The following is a 16066-nucleotide window of genomic DNA, read 5'->3' on the forward strand; positions in this document are numbered from 1 at the left end:
GCAACGCGACACCGAACCATCCGGCTTCCAATGGATCGTGAGCGACGCCACCGACGACAACGTCCTCGCCTTCCTACGGCTGGACGCACACGCCACACCCCTGCTGGCCGTCTCCAACCTCTCCCCCGTCGTCCGCCACGACTACCGCCTCGGCGTCCCCGACACCACCCCCACCTGGCACGAACTCCTGAACACCGACGCCGCACAGTACGGCGGCAGCAACGTCCACAACCCCGACCCACTGAAACCGGACTACTCCCCCTGGCACGGCCGCCCGTCGAGCATCCGGCTGACCCTGCCGCCACTGGCGACGGTGTGGCTGAGCCCGGCTTTGTTCTGACGTTCGGTGTCGGTGACTGTCCGTCCAGATCGGCTCGCGCCCGTCCGGCGCGCCGAACGCGCAGTCGGTGGCGAACTCATTCCCCGGTCGCGCGGCGACCGGCGCACTCGTGTAGGGATGAGGCCACCCTGGGGAGATTCCCGATGCCCGCCCTTCCAGCGAGCACCCGGAAACTCCGGACAGGCCTAGTCGAGGGCGTCCGCCAACGCCTCCGGCAGGTCACGGGTGTACAGCATGCCCAGCCTCTGCGTGGCCCGGCTCAGGGCCACGTACAGGTCGCTCGTGCCACAGCGGCCGGGCTCGACCACCAGCACGGAGTCGAACTCCAGCCCCTTGGACTGACGCGCGTCGAGCAGCACCACGGTCCGGGTCAGGTCCGGTTCCGCGCCCGCCGTCACCCCCTCCAGTCGCGCGGCGAGCGAGCGGTGCAGTTCGCGCGGCGCGATCACCGCGAGCCGGCCTTCGGAAGGGGTCAGCTCCTCCACCGCCTCGGCCACGGCTGCGGGCAGGTCGTCGGTGGCGCGCACCCAGGGCCGTACGCCGGTGGACCTGACCGAACTCGGCGGCTGGAAGCCGGGGTTCTGCGCGCGCACCACGCTCGCCGCCACCTCCATGATCTCGGCCGGGGTGCGGTAGTTCACGCCGAGGCGGGTGTGTTCCCAGCGGTCCTCGACGTACGGCGCGAGGATCTTCGACCACGAGCCGACCCCGGCGGCCTCGGCCGTCTGCGCGGGGTCACCGACCAGGGTCATCGAACGGGTCGGGCAGCGCCGCATCAGCAGCCGCCACGCCATCGGCGACAGTTCCTGCGCCTCGTCGACGATGATGTGCCCGAACGCCCAGGTGCGGTCGGCCGCCGCGCGTTCGGCCGCGCTGCGATGGTCGGCCTCCTCGTGCCGCTCGGCGAATCGCTCGGCGTCGATGATGTCGTGCGCGGACAGCACCTCCGAGGCGTCAGGATCACCGTCCTCCTTGTCCTCGAACTCGTAGGTCCGGGACGCGTACGACACGTCCAGCACGCCCTGCGCGTACGCGATCTGCGTCTCACGCTCACGCTCCGCGCGGGAACGGGCCAACCGGTCGTCCTCCCCCAGGAGTTCGGCCACCTCGTCGAGCAGCGGCACGTCGGCCGTTGTCCAGGCGCGGGTGACCCGGCGGCGGATCGCCCCGGCGTCCTCGTCGGACACGTACCCCTCGGGGTCGGCGAGGAAGTCCGCGACCAGCCGCTGCGGGGTCAGCCGCGGCCACAACCGGTCGATCGCCGACCAGACTTCGGGGTTCTCGGCGAGTTCGTCACGGATCTGGGTGATGTCGCTGGCGTCCAGGAGGTTGGAGCCGTCGTACGGATCGGTGCCGATCCGCTCGGCGACCATGTCCGTCAGCGTGTTCAGGATGTGGCCCTCGAAGTGCTCGCGTGCCACGTTGTGCGGCAGCTTGGCCGCCCGGGTTCGCTCGCGGGCGACGCTCACCAGGCCGTCGTCGAGCATCAGGATCTCCCGGTCGTGCTCGATGGCGATCACCGGGTCGGGCAGCGCCTGCCGGTCCCGTACGACGGCGGTAAGCACGTCGGCCATGTCGGCGCGGCCCTTCACAGCGGCTGCTTCGGGCGTGTCGGTCGCGGTCGCCTTCACACCGGGGAACAGCTCGCCGACCGTCGCCAGCAGCACACCCGTCTCACCGAGCGAGGGGAGCACCTCGCCGATGTAGCCGAGGAAGGCGGGGTTCGGGCCGACGATGAGAACCGCACGGCGGGCGAGCAGCTCCCGGTGTTCGTAGAGGAGGTATGCCGCCCGGTGCAGGGCGACGGCCGTCTTGCCGGTACCGGGACCACCCTCCACCACCAGTACGCCCCGGTGCGGCGCCCGGATGATGCGGTCCTGATCGGCCTGGATGGTCCGCACGATGTCGCCCATCCGGCCGGTGCGCGCCGAGTTGAGCGCGGCGAGCAGCACGGCGTCACCGGACGGGTCCTCGTGGCCGGTGCGCTCGCGGTCGCCGAGGTCGAGGATCTCGTCGTGCAGCGCCGTGACCCGGCGTCCGTCGGTGGCGATGTGCCGGCGTCTGCGCAGGCCCATCGGAGTATGGCCGGTGGCCAGGTAGAAGGGACGGGCGACCTCGGCCCGCCAGTCGATCAGCACCGGCGTGCGGTCCGCGTCGTCGGCACGCAGCCCGACACGGCCGATGTGGTGGCTCACACCGGAGGTGAGATCGATACGTCCGAAGCAGAGCGAACCTTCCACGGCGTTCAGCGCCGCCAGCAGCCCGGAACGTTCGGCGACGAGAATGTCCCGCTCCAGCCGGGCCTGCATGGGCTTGTCGCCCTGCGCCAGCGCGCCCGTGACGGATGCCTCGGTGTCACCGCGCAGTGCGTCCACGCGCGCGTACAGCCCGTCGATGAATTCCTGCTCCCGGCGCAATTCATCGTCTGGAAATTCGGTGTTTGACAATTCCACTCCCGCCCGGATATACTCTGCTCAGTGAACTTCTCCGCGACTCTATTCATCTGGAATCGCGAACCATCGAATATACGCAGAAAAATCCCCCGAGCGCAATTGCTCGGGGGATTTCTTGTGTACTGCGTGGATTCAGAGGACGTCGGACAGCTCCTCCAGCAGCCGCCGCTTGGGCCGCGCCCCCACCATCGACTTCACCGGCTCGCCGCCGCGGAACACCATGAACGTCGGCATCGACAGCACCTTGTAGGCGTTCGTCGTCGCCGGATTGGTGTCCACGTCCAGCTGCACCACCTTGAGCCGGCCCTCCTGCCCGGCCGCGAGATCGCTGAGCACCGGCCCCATCTGCCGGCACGGCGGGCACCAGTCGGCGGTGAACTCCACCAGCACCGGCAGCTCCGCCCTGATCACCTCCGCCTCGAAGTCCGCGTCCGTCACCTCGGCCACACCTGCCGCCTTGATCACAGCTTCCGCCCTCCCAGCTCGCACACCGGTTCCGGACCGCCCGGAACCGCCGCCTCGGCCGCCAGCGCCTCACGCGCCCGCTCCGCCTTCGCCAACTGCTCGCCGACCTTCTCCCGCACCGCACGCAACTCGCCGATCAACGCGTCGAGTTCGTCCAGCTTGCGCCGGTAGACCGCGAGCGACGCCGGGCACGAGTCACCCTCCGGGTGCCCGGCCCGCAGACACTCCACGAAGGGCCGCGTCTCCTCCAGGTCGAACCCGAAGTCCTGCAGTGTGCGGATCTGCCGCAGCAGCGTCAGGTCCCGCTCGTCGTAGGTGCGATGCCCCTGGGTGTCCCGCCGCGCGGGCAGCAGCCCCCGCGACTCGTAGTACCGCAGCGTCCGTGTCGTCGTCCCGGCCCGCGCGGCCAGCTCGCCGATTCGCATGGGTACGACCGTAGGCGTTGACGTCGGCGTCAAGGCAAGGCCGGTGAAGGTGGGGTCAGGACCCGTCTGGCGGGAGCGGCGGCTAGCGCGGCACAGGGGAGTCGGTGAAGACGTCACGCCGGTACTTGGTGACGAACACCAAGTGGACGTGCGGGTTATGGCCGACATGGCGGCCGGTGGGGACCTCGTGATCGGATTCCAGCGTGGTGTCAGGACCCGAACGCTACAGTGATCGCATGACCACCGAACGTGTGCAGAGAAGCTGTGGTTCGGGCATGGTGCCCGGCTCGCGCTGACCCCTGCCCAGGTCCGGCTCATCGACGGCCAGGCGCACGCTGCCCGCACCACGTGGAACCTGCTGCACGACTGGTGGACGATGCTCCCCAGGGACAAGCGCACACTGGCCGCAGGGACACCGCGATCCGTCAGGCCCGCAAGGACATCGACTGGCTCGCCGCCCTCCCCGCCCAGGCCGCACAGGCGGTGCTGAAGACGTACTTCCAGGCGTGGAAGAACTACTGGCCTCGACGCGGCGGTCGCGGGGTCCGGTGGCGGCCGGCTCTAGACGGTGATCCCCGCCGACTCCTCCGCTTCAAGGACGGGCGCGCTCTGCCGCTCCTCCTCGAACGGCTTGCGACCGCCCGCGCGGCCCGGACAGCCACTCGAGGGAATCGTCACCGGTGTCAAGGCTGTTCGAGTTCGCCCAGACCCATCACCCGCAGCGCATGGTTGGCCATCTCCAGATGACCGGTCGCGTTGGGATGCGCCTCGTCGTCCAGCCACGAGATCGGATCCGCCGTGCCATGGTGCGCGAGCCAGTGCCCTTCGTGGTCGACGAGCAGCGCGCCGGTCTCCGCGGCGAGCTCCCGTACCGCCTGGCAGTACGCAGGCATGGCCGCACGCCGCTCGCGGCCCGAGAAACCGACCAGAACAGGGGTGTGCAGCACGATCTGTGTGCCTTCACCGACGCCGTCGATGATCTTGCGCATCGCGTCGTGGAAGGCGGGCAGCCCGGCCTGGCCGGCCAGGCAGTCGTTCGTGCCGAGCGAGACGGACAGCACGTCGGGCTGAAAGCGGCCGATCAGCCACTCATGTGCTCCGAGCACCTCACCCGCGCTCCATCCGGAGACACCAGAGTTGATCACGACATCGGTGATCCTGCCCAGCTGCCACCCCACCCGCTCGTGCACATGCTCGACCCAGCCACGTGCACCATGGGTGTGCAGCACGCCCTGGGTGATGCTGTCTCCGGTCGCCACCCAGGTCATGGGCGTGTCGGCCAGCCGAATCATGATGTGTTCCCTCCCTCTTCCGCCGCCGCGCGTCCGGCTGGGCGCGGCGTCCCGCCGGTGGGCCATGCTGCCTCCCCGAGACCACCTGCGCAACGCCCGCGCGAGGGTGGGGGGAGTCGCCGACGACGCGTCGGTGCCGTCGTAGACCTGGCCAGGTGGAACCCGCTCAGACCATCACCCCCGCCGACTCCTCCACCTCCAGGAGGGACGCGCTCTGGCGTTCCTCCTCGAACGCCCGCCGCCCGCCCCGCAGTCCGAACAGCCGCTTGCCGATGGCGATGTAGAGGACGGCGATGATGTTGAGGACCAGGGTGGTGATCTTCACGGCGCTGACGTGCTCGGTCAGCTCGTAGATCTCCAGTGGCAGGAAGGCGGCGGTGGCGACCACCGTCAGATACTCCGCCCAGCGCTTGGCGTACCAGAGGCCCACCGCCTCGATGATCTCGACCAGGGCGTACGCCAGCAGCAGAGACGCCAACAGCAACAGTGTGGAGTGCTTGTAGCCGAAGGTCTTCTGGATGGTGCCGATGACCGGGGAATGGTCCAGGTCGTAGTGGAAGTGCTTGAAGACCGGCCGGAAGACATCCAGGTACTCGTTGAACAGTCGCCGCACCGCGTCCTGACTGTTGCTGAATTTCCAGACCGCCACCGCGACCAGCACGATGAACACCCCGCGCAGCGCCCGCTCGACCGCCAGGAAGCGCAGGATGAACAGGTCGCGCAGCACCTTGCCGCGCGGCACCAGCGGGGCGTCACCGGCCGGTCCCGAGCCGTGCGGCTCGCCGAGCGCGAAGTCGCCGCAGCGCAGGCAGCGCCACACTTCCCCCAGGGCGGTCTCCGCGTGCAGCCGGATACGCAGCCGGGGGTCGTCCGGCGCGTAGGTGACATGGCCCTTACGTGCGCAGGTGCGCCGGTCCCAGTCGATCGCCATTCCCCCGTACCTCCTTTGTATGCGTACAGCCGTGCCGCGCCGGTTGATCGACGCGGCACGGTATCGCATCGCGGTAAGAGACGACCGCCGGACGGTTTCAGCCTGCGGCGTGCACCTCGCGCACCTGCGCGGAGTGCGGGCACATCGACACAGCGAACCGGGTCTCCCAAGCCCTCTTCGCGTGCCGGTCCTGCGGCGTCGTTGCGCACGCGGACCGCAACGGCTCCCGCAACATCCGCGCCCGCGCGTGGGAGTTGTGGCGACGCGGGGCCCAGTCAACGGCCCCTGCCCCACCACCGCAACAGCGGGGCGGGGCTGGACGCAAACGCAGCACCACAGCCAGTGATGCCCGTTGTGCAAGCCCGGGACTTTCAGTCCCGGGTAGTTGACTTCACACCGTCACCGATTCGTCGGCCTCCTCCTCCGCGGGCTCCGCCACGGTCGCCTGGCCGCGCGGCAGCAGCAGCGCAACGGCCAGCGCGCCCACGCCGAGGATCACGGCGCCGATGAGGCTGGTGTGGGCGACGGAGTCCGCGAAGGACGAACCGACCGCTTCCTTCATCTGCTGGGCGCCCTGGGCGAGTTGGCCGGCCTGTGCCTTCAGTTGGGCGGCCTGCTGGGGGTCGGTCGCCTGGGCGGCCTGTGCCGCGAGCTGCTGGGCCTTCTCCCCGATGCCCTGCGCGACGGCGTATCCGGCGCCGACCGAGTCCTGGGCGGTGGACAGGGCGCTCGCCGGGAGCTTGCTGCCGGCGGTGGCGTCGGAGAGGTGGTCGGAGTAGGAGGTCGCGAGCAGCGAACCGAGGATCGCGATGCCGAGCGAGCCGCCCAGCTCCAGCGAGGTGTCGTTGACGGCGCCGCCGACACCCAGTTCGGACTCCGGGAAGGCGCCCATGATCGCGTCGGTGCAGGGCGAGAGGGCGAGGCCGATGGCCAGGCCCAGGATCATCAGGGGCGCCACGAAGTCGCCGTACGAGGACGAACCATCCACCTGAGTCAGCAGCGCCAGGGCCGTGGTACCGCCGACCATGCCCGCGGTGACCGTCCACTTCATGCCGACGCGCGGGGTGAGGTAACCGGTCAGCGCCGAGCCGACGAAGACGGCGCCCGCCAGCGGCAGCATGCGTACGCCGGTGGCCAGGGCGTCGTAGCCCAGGACGAACTGCAGGTGCTGGGTGAGGTAGTAGAAGGCGCCGAAGACCGCCAGGAAGAACAGGGCGACGGCGAGGTTGGAACCGGCGAAGCGGCGGTTGGTGAAGCGCCGGACGTCGAGGATCGGGTGCGGGTGGCGCAGCTCCCACAGGACGAAGGCGACCAGGCCCGCGCCCGCGACGGCCGCGGCCGTGACCGCCTTGGCGTCCCAGCCGAAATGCGGACCCTCGATGATCATGTAGACCAGTGAGCCGGTCCAGACCACCGACAGCAGACCGCCGACGTAGTCGATCCGGTCGTGGTGGCCGGCCTTGGAGGGCGGGACCAGGGCGAAGGCGGCGATCAGGGCGACGGCGGCGATCGGCACGTTGATCAGGAAGGTCGAGGCCCAGCCGTGGTCCTTGAGCAGCGCGCCCGCGACGACCGGACCTGCCGCGATCGCGAGCCCGGCGGTGGCGGTCCACAGGGTGATCGCCTTGGCGCGCTCGGCGCGCGGGAAGGTCGCGGCGAGCAGGGAGAGCGTGGCCGGCATGATCAGCGCGGCGCCCACTCCCATGATCGCGCGAGCGGCGATGACGGTCGCGGCGCTGTCGGCGAGGTAGCCGAAGACGGACCCGCCGCCGAACACGACCAGTCCGAGGACGAGTGCGCCGCGGCGGCTGTACTTGTCGCCGATCGCGCCGAGCAGCAGCATCAGCGCCGCGTACGGGACGGTGTAGCCGTCGATGACCCACTGCAGGTCGGCGCTGGTGAGGCCGAGGTCCTGGGTCATGTGGGGCGCGGCGACAGTGAGGGCGGTGTTCGCCATCACGATGATCAGCAGGCTCAGACAGAGGACGAGCAGCGCCCACCAGCGGCGGGCGTAGGGCCGGCCCGTCCTCTCGACCGGTTCCTTGATGACGAGACGCATGGGTGCGGGACTTCCTCTTCTCTCCACTGCGGGTCTGGATTGCACAGCTTGGATTGCACAGCACCGTGCAATTGCACAACGATGTGCAATGTACGGCGTTGCACAGTACTGTGCAAGTCAAGGAGGTGGAGGCCCTGTGGTGGCGTACCCGGGCGCCGAGGGGCCGTGCACAATGGCAGCCATGACCACGGGTAACGCCAGCCGGGCCGATGCGAACCACCGACGCATCCTGGAGGTCGCGCTCGCCGAGCTGCTGCGCGACCCGGACGCGTCCATGGACCAGATCGCACGGGCCGCGGGTGTCGTACGGCGCACGGTGTACGGGCACTTCCCGAGCCGTGAGGCACTGATCAGCACGCTCGTCGACGGCGCGGTGGAGGCGGTCGCGGCAGCACACGCGGCGGGCCGCGAGGGCGTCGCGGACCCGGCGGAGGCGGTCGCCCGCTCGACGCTCGCGGTGTGGGAGATCGCCGACCGCTACCGGATCCTGGTCGCCCTGGCCCAGCGCAGCGTCACCGTGCAGGGCATCCGCGACCGTCTGGCGCCGGTCCGCGGGGCGTGCGCGGAGATCCTCGCCCGCGGCCTGGAGCAGGGCGTGTTCGAGTCGCCGCTGACGCCGGGGGCACTGGCGTATCTCCACGAGCAGATGCTGTTCGCACTGATGGCGGCGGTGAACGAGGACCTGCTGGCAGCGCGCGAGGCGGGCCGCTCCGCCGCGGTTACCTTGCTGACCACGGCGGGCGTACCCGCCTCACGGGCCACCGAACTGGTGGCGAAACTGACCGACGACTGAAAGACCCCTCCGGCAGCGGATTCCGCTGCCGGAGGGGTCTTGAAGGTGTGGCCCGGACGGCCGACGACGGGGGATGTCCCAGCCGCCCGGGGGTACGGGAGGGGGGCTCAGGCCTTGACCGGCTCCGGCCCGGGCGCCGGGGTGTGGGCGTCGGTGCTCTCGTCCACGAGCGTCCGCTCGTCGAAGGGGATCTCGCCGGCGAGCACCCGCTGCACGCGCTCCTTGTCGACCTCACCGGTCCAGGTGCCGATGAGAAGGGTGGCGACCGCGTTGCCCGCGAAGTTCGTCAGGGCACGGGCCTCGCTCATGAAGCGGTCGATGCCGATGATCAGGCCGACGCCGTCGACGAGGGCGGGCTTGTGCGACTGCAGACCGCTGGCCAGGACGGCGATGCCGGAACCGGAGACACCGGCGGCACCCTTCGAGGCGATCATCATGAAGAGCAGCAGGCCGATCTGCTGACCGATGCCCAGCGGCTGGTCCAGCGCGTCCGCGATGAACAGCGAGGCCATGGTCAGGTAGATCATCGTGCCGTCGAGGTTGAAGGAGTAGCCGGTCGGCACGGTGATGCCGACGACCGGACGGCCGACGCCCAGGTGCTCCATCTTCGCGATGAGCCGCGGCAGCGCGGACTCGGAGGAGGAGGTGGACAGGATCAGCAGGAACTCACGGCCGAGGTACTTCAGCAGGTGCCAGAGGTTGACCTTGGCCACCAGGCGCACCAGCGTGCCGAGCACGAGCCCGACGAACAGGATGCAGGTGACGTAGAACCCGATCATGATCGTGGCCAGCGCCTTGAGCGCGTCCATGCCGGTCTCGCCGACCACCGCGGCCATGGCACCGAAGGCACCGACCGGGGCCGCCCACATGATCATCGCGAGCACCCGGAAGACCAGCTTCTGGATGTGCTCGACGCCGCGCAGGACCGGCTCACCACTGCGGCCCATGGCCTGCAGCGCGAAGCCCGCGAGCAGCGCGACGAGCAGCGTCTGCAGCACCTCGCCCTGGGTGAAGGCCGAGACGAAGGTGGTGGGGATGATCCCGAGCAGGAAGTCGACCGGGCCCTCGGCGGCGGCCTCGGCCTGCGTGTGGCCGACGCCCTTCACCGCCTCGGTCAGGTGCATCCCGCTACCGGGGTGGACGATGTTGCCGACCACGAGGCCGATGGCGAGCGCGACGGCGGACATCACGAGGAAGTAGCCGAGGGCGAGCCCGCCGACCTTGCCGACCTTGGCGGCCTTCCGCACGGAGCCGACGCCGAGCACGATCGTGCAGAAGATGATCGGCGAGATCATCATCTTGATCAGGGCCACGAAGCCCGTGCCGAGCGGCTTCAGCTCCTTGGCGAAGTCCGGCGCGGCGAACCCCACGGCGATTCCTAGCACCACAGCGGCGATCACCGCGATGTAGAGATAGTGCGTGCGGTCCCGCTTGGCTGCGGGCGCGGCAGGTGCCGTTTGGGGTGTGCTGGCCACGGCTGCCCTCCTCGACGACGTTGTCGGATCATCCGGCGTGCGGCTCACGTCCGGGGGAACCGGGAGACGTGCTCCCGGCAGACCAGGAGGCGCGTTCCCGGCAGGCCGGGAAGCGGAGCGCTCCTGGGGGGATGCGGCGACTATCTCCCGCCCTGTGAAGACGGTCACGCTTCCGTTCATTTAGTTCACGCATACATGGGGCGACCGGAACGGCGAGGCAGACTTGAACCCATGCGCGTGCCCCATCCGTCAAGACCCCGCAGCCTGGCCGGTCAGCTCTTCGCGATGCAGGCCGTACTGATCGCGGTGCTCGTCGCCGGGTACTCGCTCTTCACCTTCGTCAACGATCACAACCAGGCCCGGAACGCGGCCGGCCGCCAGGCGATGGCGGTGGCCCGCTCGCTCGCCGACTCCCCTTCGGTACGGGCGGCGATCCGCACCTCGGACCCGACGAGCATGCTCCAGCCGTACGCGATGCGGGTGCAGCAGAACACGGGCGTGGACTTCGTCACGATCATGAATCCGAAGGGCATCCGCTGGACCCACCCCAATCCCTCGCTGATCGGCGAGCGCTTCCTCGGCCACACCGCCCGCGCGTTGAAGGGCGAGGCCTTCAACGAGACGTACACCGGGACGCTGGGCCCGTCCGTCCGGGCCGTCGCGCCCATCCGGGACGGCGACCGGATCGTCGGCCTGGTGAGCGCGGGCATCAAGGTCGAGACGGTGTCGGCTCAAATCCAGGAGCAGGTGACGACCCTGATCGGGGTCGCGGGCGGCGCCCTGGTACTGGGCGGCATCGGCACCTACGTGATCAACGCTCGGCTGCGTCGCTCCACGCACGGCATGAACGCGACCGAGCTGAGCCGTATGCACGACTACCACCAGGCCGCGCTGCACGCCGTGCACGAGGGGCTGCTGATGCTGGACGGCCGGTTCCGGGTGGCCCTGATCAACGACGGTGGCCGGGAGCTGCTGGGGGTGAGCGGCGAGGTGGTGGGCCGCTCAGTGGCGGACCTGGGCCTGCCGACCCCGCTGACCAGCGCCCTGCTGTCGTCCGCACCACGGGTGGACGAGGTCCACCTGACGGCGACGCGGGTCCTGGTGGTCACCACCTCCCCGGTCTCCGGCGGCGAACAACGGGGCACCGTGGTCACCCTGCGCGACGTCACCAGACTCCAGTCGCTGATGGGCGAGCTGAACTCGGAGCGGGGCTTCACGCAGGCGCTGCGCTCACAGGCCCACGAGGCGGCGAACCGCCTCCACACGGTCGTCTCACTCATCGAGCTGGGCCGCGAGGACGAGGCGGTCGAGTTCGCCACCGCCGAGCTGGAACTGGCGCAGGCCCTCACGGACCAGGTGTTCGCGGCCGTCAACGAACCGGTCCTCGCCGCCCTGCTGCTCGGCAAGGCGGCGCAGGCGAACGAGCGGGGTGTGGAGCTGGTCGTGTCGCAGGACAGCCGCATCGACGACGGCCTGCTACTGCCGTCGCTCCCCGCGCGGGACCTGGTCACGATCCTCGGCAACCTGATCGACAACGCGATGGACGCGGCGCAGGGCTCGGTGGGGGCCCGGGTGACAGTGACGGCGTACTCGGTGGGGACGGAACTGGTCCTGCGGGTCTCGGACACGGGGGCCGGGGTGGACCCCGCCCACGCCGAGGCGGTGTTCGAACGCGGCTGGTCGACGAAGCCCGAGACCGACCCCGCCGGCCGTGGCCTGGGCCTCGCCCTGGTCCGCCAGACCGTACGGCGCCACGAGGGCACCCTCACGGTGTCGGAGGCGGCAGGAGGCGGGGCGGAGTTCGAGGCGCGGGTGCCGTTGCCTACGGTGGGGGCGGTCCCGGTGGCAGAGCTGGTGGCCGGGGCTGCCCCGCACGGAGGTGACGCATGACCGAGCCCATCCGCGTACTCGTCGTGGAGGACGACCCGGTCGCCGCCGACGCGCATGTGCTGTATGTCGGCCGGGTCCCGGGCTTCAAGGCGGTCGGCAAGGCGCACACGGGCGCTGAGGCACGGCGGATGCTGGACCGTATGCCGGTGGACCTGCTGCTCCTTGACCTGCATCTGCCGGATACGCACGGTCTGCAGCTCGCGCGGACGCTGCGGGCGGCCGGATATCACGCGGACGTCATCGCGGTGACGTCGGCGCGGGACCTGGCGGTGGTGCGGGAGGGAGTCTCGCTGGGCGTCGTGCAGTACGTGCTCAAGCCGTTCGCCTTCGCCACGCTCCGGGACCGGCTGGTGCGGTACGCGGAGTTCCGTGGGACGGCGGGCGAGGCGAGCGGTCAGGACGAGGTGGACCGGGCGCTGGCGACCCTGCGGGCGCCTGGTCCCTCGGCTCTTCCGAAGGGGCTGAGCGCGCCGACGCTGAAACGGGTGACGGAGGCACTGAGGGGCGCCGAGGAGGGGCTCACGGCCGCGAGGGTCGGCGAGAACGTGGGCATCTCCCGGATAACGGCCCGGCGGTATCTGGAGCACCTGGTGGAGACGGGAAGGGCCGGGCGGAGCCCGTTGTACGGGCAGGTGGGTCGCCCGGAGCTGATGTACCGGTGGGTCAGGGGCCGCTGATGCGGGCGGTACGGCCGCCCGCGTCGGAGCGACCCCCACGCTGCCACGAGCCCCTGCACGCTCATTGACCTGACGAGACCACCCCTCTTACGTTCACCGAGCAGCCATCTCGGCCACAACGACGTGAGCTCGTAGGAGGTCGTGCCCGTGCGCCCCACCGCCGCCCGCTCCCGCTCAACCGTCCCGCTCACCGGATGCGTCGCTCTCGCCCTTGCCGCAGCCGCCCTCAGCGCCTGCAGTTCCGGTTCCGGCAGCGACGCGAACACGGTGAAGGTCTCCTTCAAACAGTCCACGGACAACTCGATCCACGTCATGGACGACTACCTGGCCGGCGTCAAGAAGCAGTTCGAGAAGGCGAACCCCGGCAAGAAGGTCCAGTTGGTCCCCATCAAGGCCCCGGACTCGGAGTACTACACCAAGCTCCAGCAGATGCTCCGCTCCCCGAAGACCGCCCCTGACCTGGTCTACGAGGACACCTTCCTGATCAACTCCGACATCACCAGCGGCTACCTCAAACCCCTCGACCCCTATCTCGCCAAGTGGAAGGACTGGGACCAGTTCATCGACACCGCGAAGGCGGCGGCGCGGGCCGAGGACGGGAAGACGTACGGCGTCTCGGACGGCACCGACACCCGCGGCCTCTGGTTCGACAAGGGCATCTTCCGCAAGGCGGGCCTGCCCACCGACTGGCAGCCGAAGACCTGGGACGACATCCTCACCGCGGCCCGCACGATCAAGCGGAAGGTCCCCGGCGTCACACCCTTCAACCTCTACACGGGCAAACCCGCCGGCGAGGCCGCCGCCATGCAGGGCTTCGAGATGCTCCTCTACGGCACGAACGACGGCACGTCCGACCCCCTGTACGACAAGGCGACGAAGAAGTGGATCGCCGGGGGCCAGGGCTTCAAGGACGCCCTCGAGTTCGTCCACACCGTCTACCAGGAGAAGCTGGGCACGGACGTCTCCCAGGCCCTCGACCCCAACATCCAGACGATCGTCCGCGGCGACATGCTTCCCAAGGGCAAACTCGGCATCGCCCTCGACGGCTCCTGGCTCCCGCAGGACTGGCTGCCGGGCAGTGGGCATGAGTGGCCCGGCTGGTCGAAGGAGCTGGGCCTGGCCGCCATGCCCACCCAGCACGGCCAGGCCCCCGGCAAGGTGAGCGTGTCCGGCGGCTGGACGTGGTCGATCCCCGCGAAGGCGGGCAATCCCGACCTGGCCTTCAAGTTCATCGAGACGATGCAGACGAAGGCGAACGCGCGCAAGTGGTACATCGCCAACTCCGGCATCGCGGTACGCAAGGACGTGGCGGCGGACCCGTCGTACGCGAGCGCACAGCCAGGCATCAAGTTTTTCACGGGCCTGGTGAGCAGTACGCACTACCGGCCGGCGTTCCCCGCGTACCCCAAGGTCTCCACGGCCATTCAGGAGGCCATGGAGCACGTGACGACGGGTGACGCGTCGGTGGAGAAGGCTGCGAGCGGCTACGACAAGGCGCTCGATGCGGCCACCGACAACCAAGTGATCAAGAAGTGAGCACCGCTGCGAGGGCGGCCCGGCGGGTGCCGGGCCGCTCGTTGACCCGTGCGCTCCCGGTCGCCCCGGCTCTGGTCCTCCTGCTCCTGTTCCTGGCCGGCCCCATCGCGTACTGCGCCTACATCGCCTTCACCGACCTGCAGTTGACCGGCCAGGCCCACTCCTCCTTCGTCGGTTTCGCGAACTTCCGTACGGCGTTCAAGGACGAGGCGTTCCTCAACGCGGTCTGGCTGACCCTGGTGTTCACGGTCCTGTCCTCGCTGGTGGGCCAGAACACGCTGGGCCTGGCGCTGGCCTCGCTCATGCGGCGGGCCTCGAAGCCGGTCCGCACCCTGACGGGCGGCATCGTGATCACGGCATGGGTGCTGCCCGAGGTGGTGGCGGGATTCCTGCTCTACGCCTTCTTCCGCCGGGAGGGCACCTTGAACGCGATCCTGGACTGGCTCCATCTCCCGCGACAGAACTGGCTGTTCACGCTTCCGATCCTGGCGGTCTCGTTCGCGAACGTATGGCGGGGGACGGCGTTCTCGATGCTGGTCTACTCGGCGGCCCTGAACGACATCCCGAAGGAGATCACGGAGGCGGCCGAGGTGGACGGGGCGTCAGGCCCGCGCCGTCTGTGGCACATCACGCTGCCGATGATCCGCCGCTCGATCGGCACGAACCTGATGCTGAACACGCTGCAGACGCTCTCGGTCTTCGGGCTGATCTGGGTGATGACCAGAGGCGGCCCGGGGAACAGAAGCCAGACCCTGCCGCTGTTCATGTACGAGCAGGCCTTCCAGAACAGCATGATCGGATACGGAACGGCGGTGGCGTTGCTGCTCCTGCTCGTCGGTTCGCTGTTCGCGCTCGTGTACATGCGCTTGCTGCGCACGGAGGTGTGAGGTGGCGTCTCCGCTCATGTCCCGCCGCAGGAACCGCCGGTTGGCCGCCGATGCCGGGCTCCTCGCGGCGGCGGCCGCGTTCGTTCTGCCGCTGGCCTGGGTGATCCTTTCCGCGGTGGACCCGCACGCGGATCTGCGGGTGAAGACACCGGACGGGGTCACGCTCGACAACTTCACCGCGGTACTGAAGCCGGACATCACCTTCACTCCACTGCTGAACAGTCTGATCCTGTGCGGCGGGGGAACTCTGCTGACGGTGGTGTGCGCGGCGCTGGCCGCGTACCCGCTGTCACGCTTCCCGTCCCGCCTGAACCGGCCGTTCCTGATGACCATTCTGTTCGCGACGAGTCTGCCTATCACCGCGATCATGGTGCCGGTGTACGCGCTGTACGTCCGGGTGAACCTGATCGACACCACTCAGGGGACCATCTTCTTCTTCACGGCCTCCCAACTGCCCTTCGCCATCTGGCTGATGAAGAACTTCATGGACGGCGTACCGAAGGAGCTCGAGGAGGCCGCGTGGACGGACGGGGCGTCCTCGCTGCAGTCGCTGATACGGATCGTGCTGCCGCTGATGGCGCCGGGGGCCGCGGTGGTGACCGTCTTCTCGTTCGTGATGATGTGGGGGAACTTCTTCGTCCCCTTCATGCTGCTGCTCACCCCGGATCAGATGCCGGCGTCGGTGAGCATCAACGAGTTCTTCGGGAACCGAGGGATGGTGGCGTACGGGCAACTGGCCGCGTTCTCGGTCATCTACTCGACGCCGGTGATCCTGCTGTACGTGCTCATCGCGCGACGGCTGGGCGGGGGGTTCGCGCTGGGCGGGGCGGTCAAGGGGTGACC

14 protein-coding genes and 2 pseudogenes are annotated in these 16066 nt (G+C 69.4%); 9 read left to right on the top strand and 7 right to left on the bottom strand.

Annotated features, from left to right (window positions below):
• A partial coding sequence (locus ACWDEX_RS20735; protein WP_450465124.1) for an alpha amylase C-terminal domain-containing protein occupies positions 1-340 on the top strand: 340 nt, incomplete at its 5' end.
• A 185-nt stretch (positions 341-525) separates the two neighbouring features.
• On the opposite strand, the gene ACWDEX_RS20740 is transcribed toward ACWDEX_RS20735, so the two are convergent.
• The 3 genes from ACWDEX_RS20740 to ACWDEX_RS20750 form a co-directional block, all read right to left on the bottom strand.
• Entirely contained in the window at positions 526-2787 is a 2262-nt protein-coding gene (locus ACWDEX_RS20740) for a HelD family protein (protein WP_450465125.1), read from the bottom strand.
• A gap of 138 nt (positions 2788-2925) precedes the next feature.
• Positions 2926-3258, bottom strand: coding sequence for a thioredoxin family protein (locus ACWDEX_RS20745; protein ID WP_450465127.1), 333 nt, complete (start codon positions 3256-3258; stop codon positions 2926-2928).
• A complete protein-coding gene (locus ACWDEX_RS20750) occupies positions 3255-3683 on the bottom strand; it encodes a MerR family transcriptional regulator (RefSeq protein WP_450465129.1) in 429 nt (142 codons plus the stop codon). Before ACWDEX_RS20750 ends, ACWDEX_RS20745 begins: the two co-directional genes overlap by 4 nt.
• A gap of 316 nt (positions 3684-3999) precedes the next feature.
• Between ACWDEX_RS20750 and ACWDEX_RS20755 the strand changes: the two are divergent.
• Positions 4000-4214: pseudogene (locus ACWDEX_RS20755) on the top strand (RNA-guided endonuclease InsQ/TnpB family protein); the annotation flags it as partial.
• Positions 4215-4366: 152 nt separating this feature from the next.
• On the opposite strand, the gene ACWDEX_RS20760 reads toward ACWDEX_RS20755, so the two are convergent.
• Both ACWDEX_RS20760 and ACWDEX_RS20765 read right to left on the bottom strand, forming a co-directional pair.
• A complete protein-coding gene (locus ACWDEX_RS20760) occupies positions 4367-4975 on the bottom strand; it encodes an SGNH/GDSL hydrolase family protein (protein ID WP_450465130.1) in 609 nt (202 codons plus the stop codon).
• Between the two features lie 166 nt (positions 4976-5141).
• Complete coding sequence (locus ACWDEX_RS20765; RefSeq protein ID WP_450465131.1) at positions 5142-5906, bottom strand: DUF2127 domain-containing protein; 765 nt, start codon at positions 5904-5906, stop codon at positions 5142-5144.
• Positions 5907-6013: 107 nt separating this feature from the next.
• Here ACWDEX_RS20765 and ACWDEX_RS20770 point away from each other — a divergent pair.
• Positions 6014-6295 (top strand): annotated as a pseudogene (locus tag ACWDEX_RS20770) (zinc ribbon domain-containing protein); the annotation flags it as partial.
• A gap of 2 nt (positions 6296-6297) precedes the next feature.
• Here ACWDEX_RS20770 and ACWDEX_RS20775 read toward each other — a convergent pair.
• Positions 6298-7965: an MFS transporter gene (locus ACWDEX_RS20775; protein ID WP_450465132.1), complete on the bottom strand. Its 1668-nt coding sequence runs from the start codon at positions 7963-7965 to the stop codon at positions 6298-6300.
• A gap of 172 nt (positions 7966-8137) precedes the next feature.
• Between ACWDEX_RS20775 and ACWDEX_RS20780 the strand changes: the two genes are divergently transcribed.
• The gene (locus ACWDEX_RS20780) at positions 8138-8758 is read left to right on the top strand and encodes a TetR/AcrR family transcriptional regulator (protein WP_450465133.1); all 621 of its coding nucleotides are present in this window, start codon (positions 8138-8140) and stop codon (positions 8756-8758) included.
• Between the two features lie 107 nt (positions 8759-8865).
• Here ACWDEX_RS20780 and ACWDEX_RS20785 read toward each other — a convergent pair whose 3' ends face one another.
• A complete protein-coding gene (locus tag ACWDEX_RS20785; RefSeq protein WP_450465135.1) occupies positions 8866-10233 on the bottom strand; it encodes a cation:dicarboxylate symporter family transporter in 1368 nt (455 codons plus the stop codon).
• Between the two features lie 231 nt (positions 10234-10464).
• Here ACWDEX_RS20785 and ACWDEX_RS20790 point away from each other — a divergent pair, with 231 nt between their 5' ends.
• The 5 genes from ACWDEX_RS20790 (at position 10465) to ACWDEX_RS20810 (ending at position 16064) form a co-directional block, all read left to right on the top strand.
• Positions 10465-12123, top strand: a complete 1659-nt coding sequence (locus ACWDEX_RS20790) for an ATP-binding protein (RefSeq protein ID WP_450465136.1) — start codon at positions 10465-10467, stop codon at positions 12121-12123.
• A complete protein-coding gene (locus ACWDEX_RS20795) occupies positions 12120-12800 on the top strand; it encodes a response regulator (protein ID WP_450465137.1) in 681 nt (226 codons plus the stop codon). Before ACWDEX_RS20790 ends, ACWDEX_RS20795 begins: the two co-directional genes overlap by 4 nt.
• A gap of 141 nt (positions 12801-12941) precedes the next feature.
• Positions 12942-14336: an extracellular solute-binding protein gene (locus tag ACWDEX_RS20800; protein ID WP_450465138.1), complete on the top strand. Its 1395-nt coding sequence runs from the start codon at positions 12942-12944 to the stop codon at positions 14334-14336.
• Positions 14333-15223 (top strand): carbohydrate ABC transporter permease, encoded by an 891-nt coding sequence (locus ACWDEX_RS20805; RefSeq protein WP_450465139.1) that lies wholly within the window; start codon positions 14333-14335, stop codon positions 15221-15223. The genes ACWDEX_RS20800 and ACWDEX_RS20805 overlap by 4 nt, the downstream gene beginning before the upstream one ends.
• A 16-nt stretch (positions 15224-15239) precedes the next feature.
• Positions 15240-16064: a carbohydrate ABC transporter permease gene (locus ACWDEX_RS20810; RefSeq protein WP_450465140.1), complete on the top strand. Its 825-nt coding sequence runs from the start codon at positions 15240-15242 to the stop codon at positions 16062-16064.
• Positions 16065-16066 lie beyond the last annotated feature (2 nt).

This window comes from Streptomyces sp. NPDC001020, from assembly GCF_053599115.1.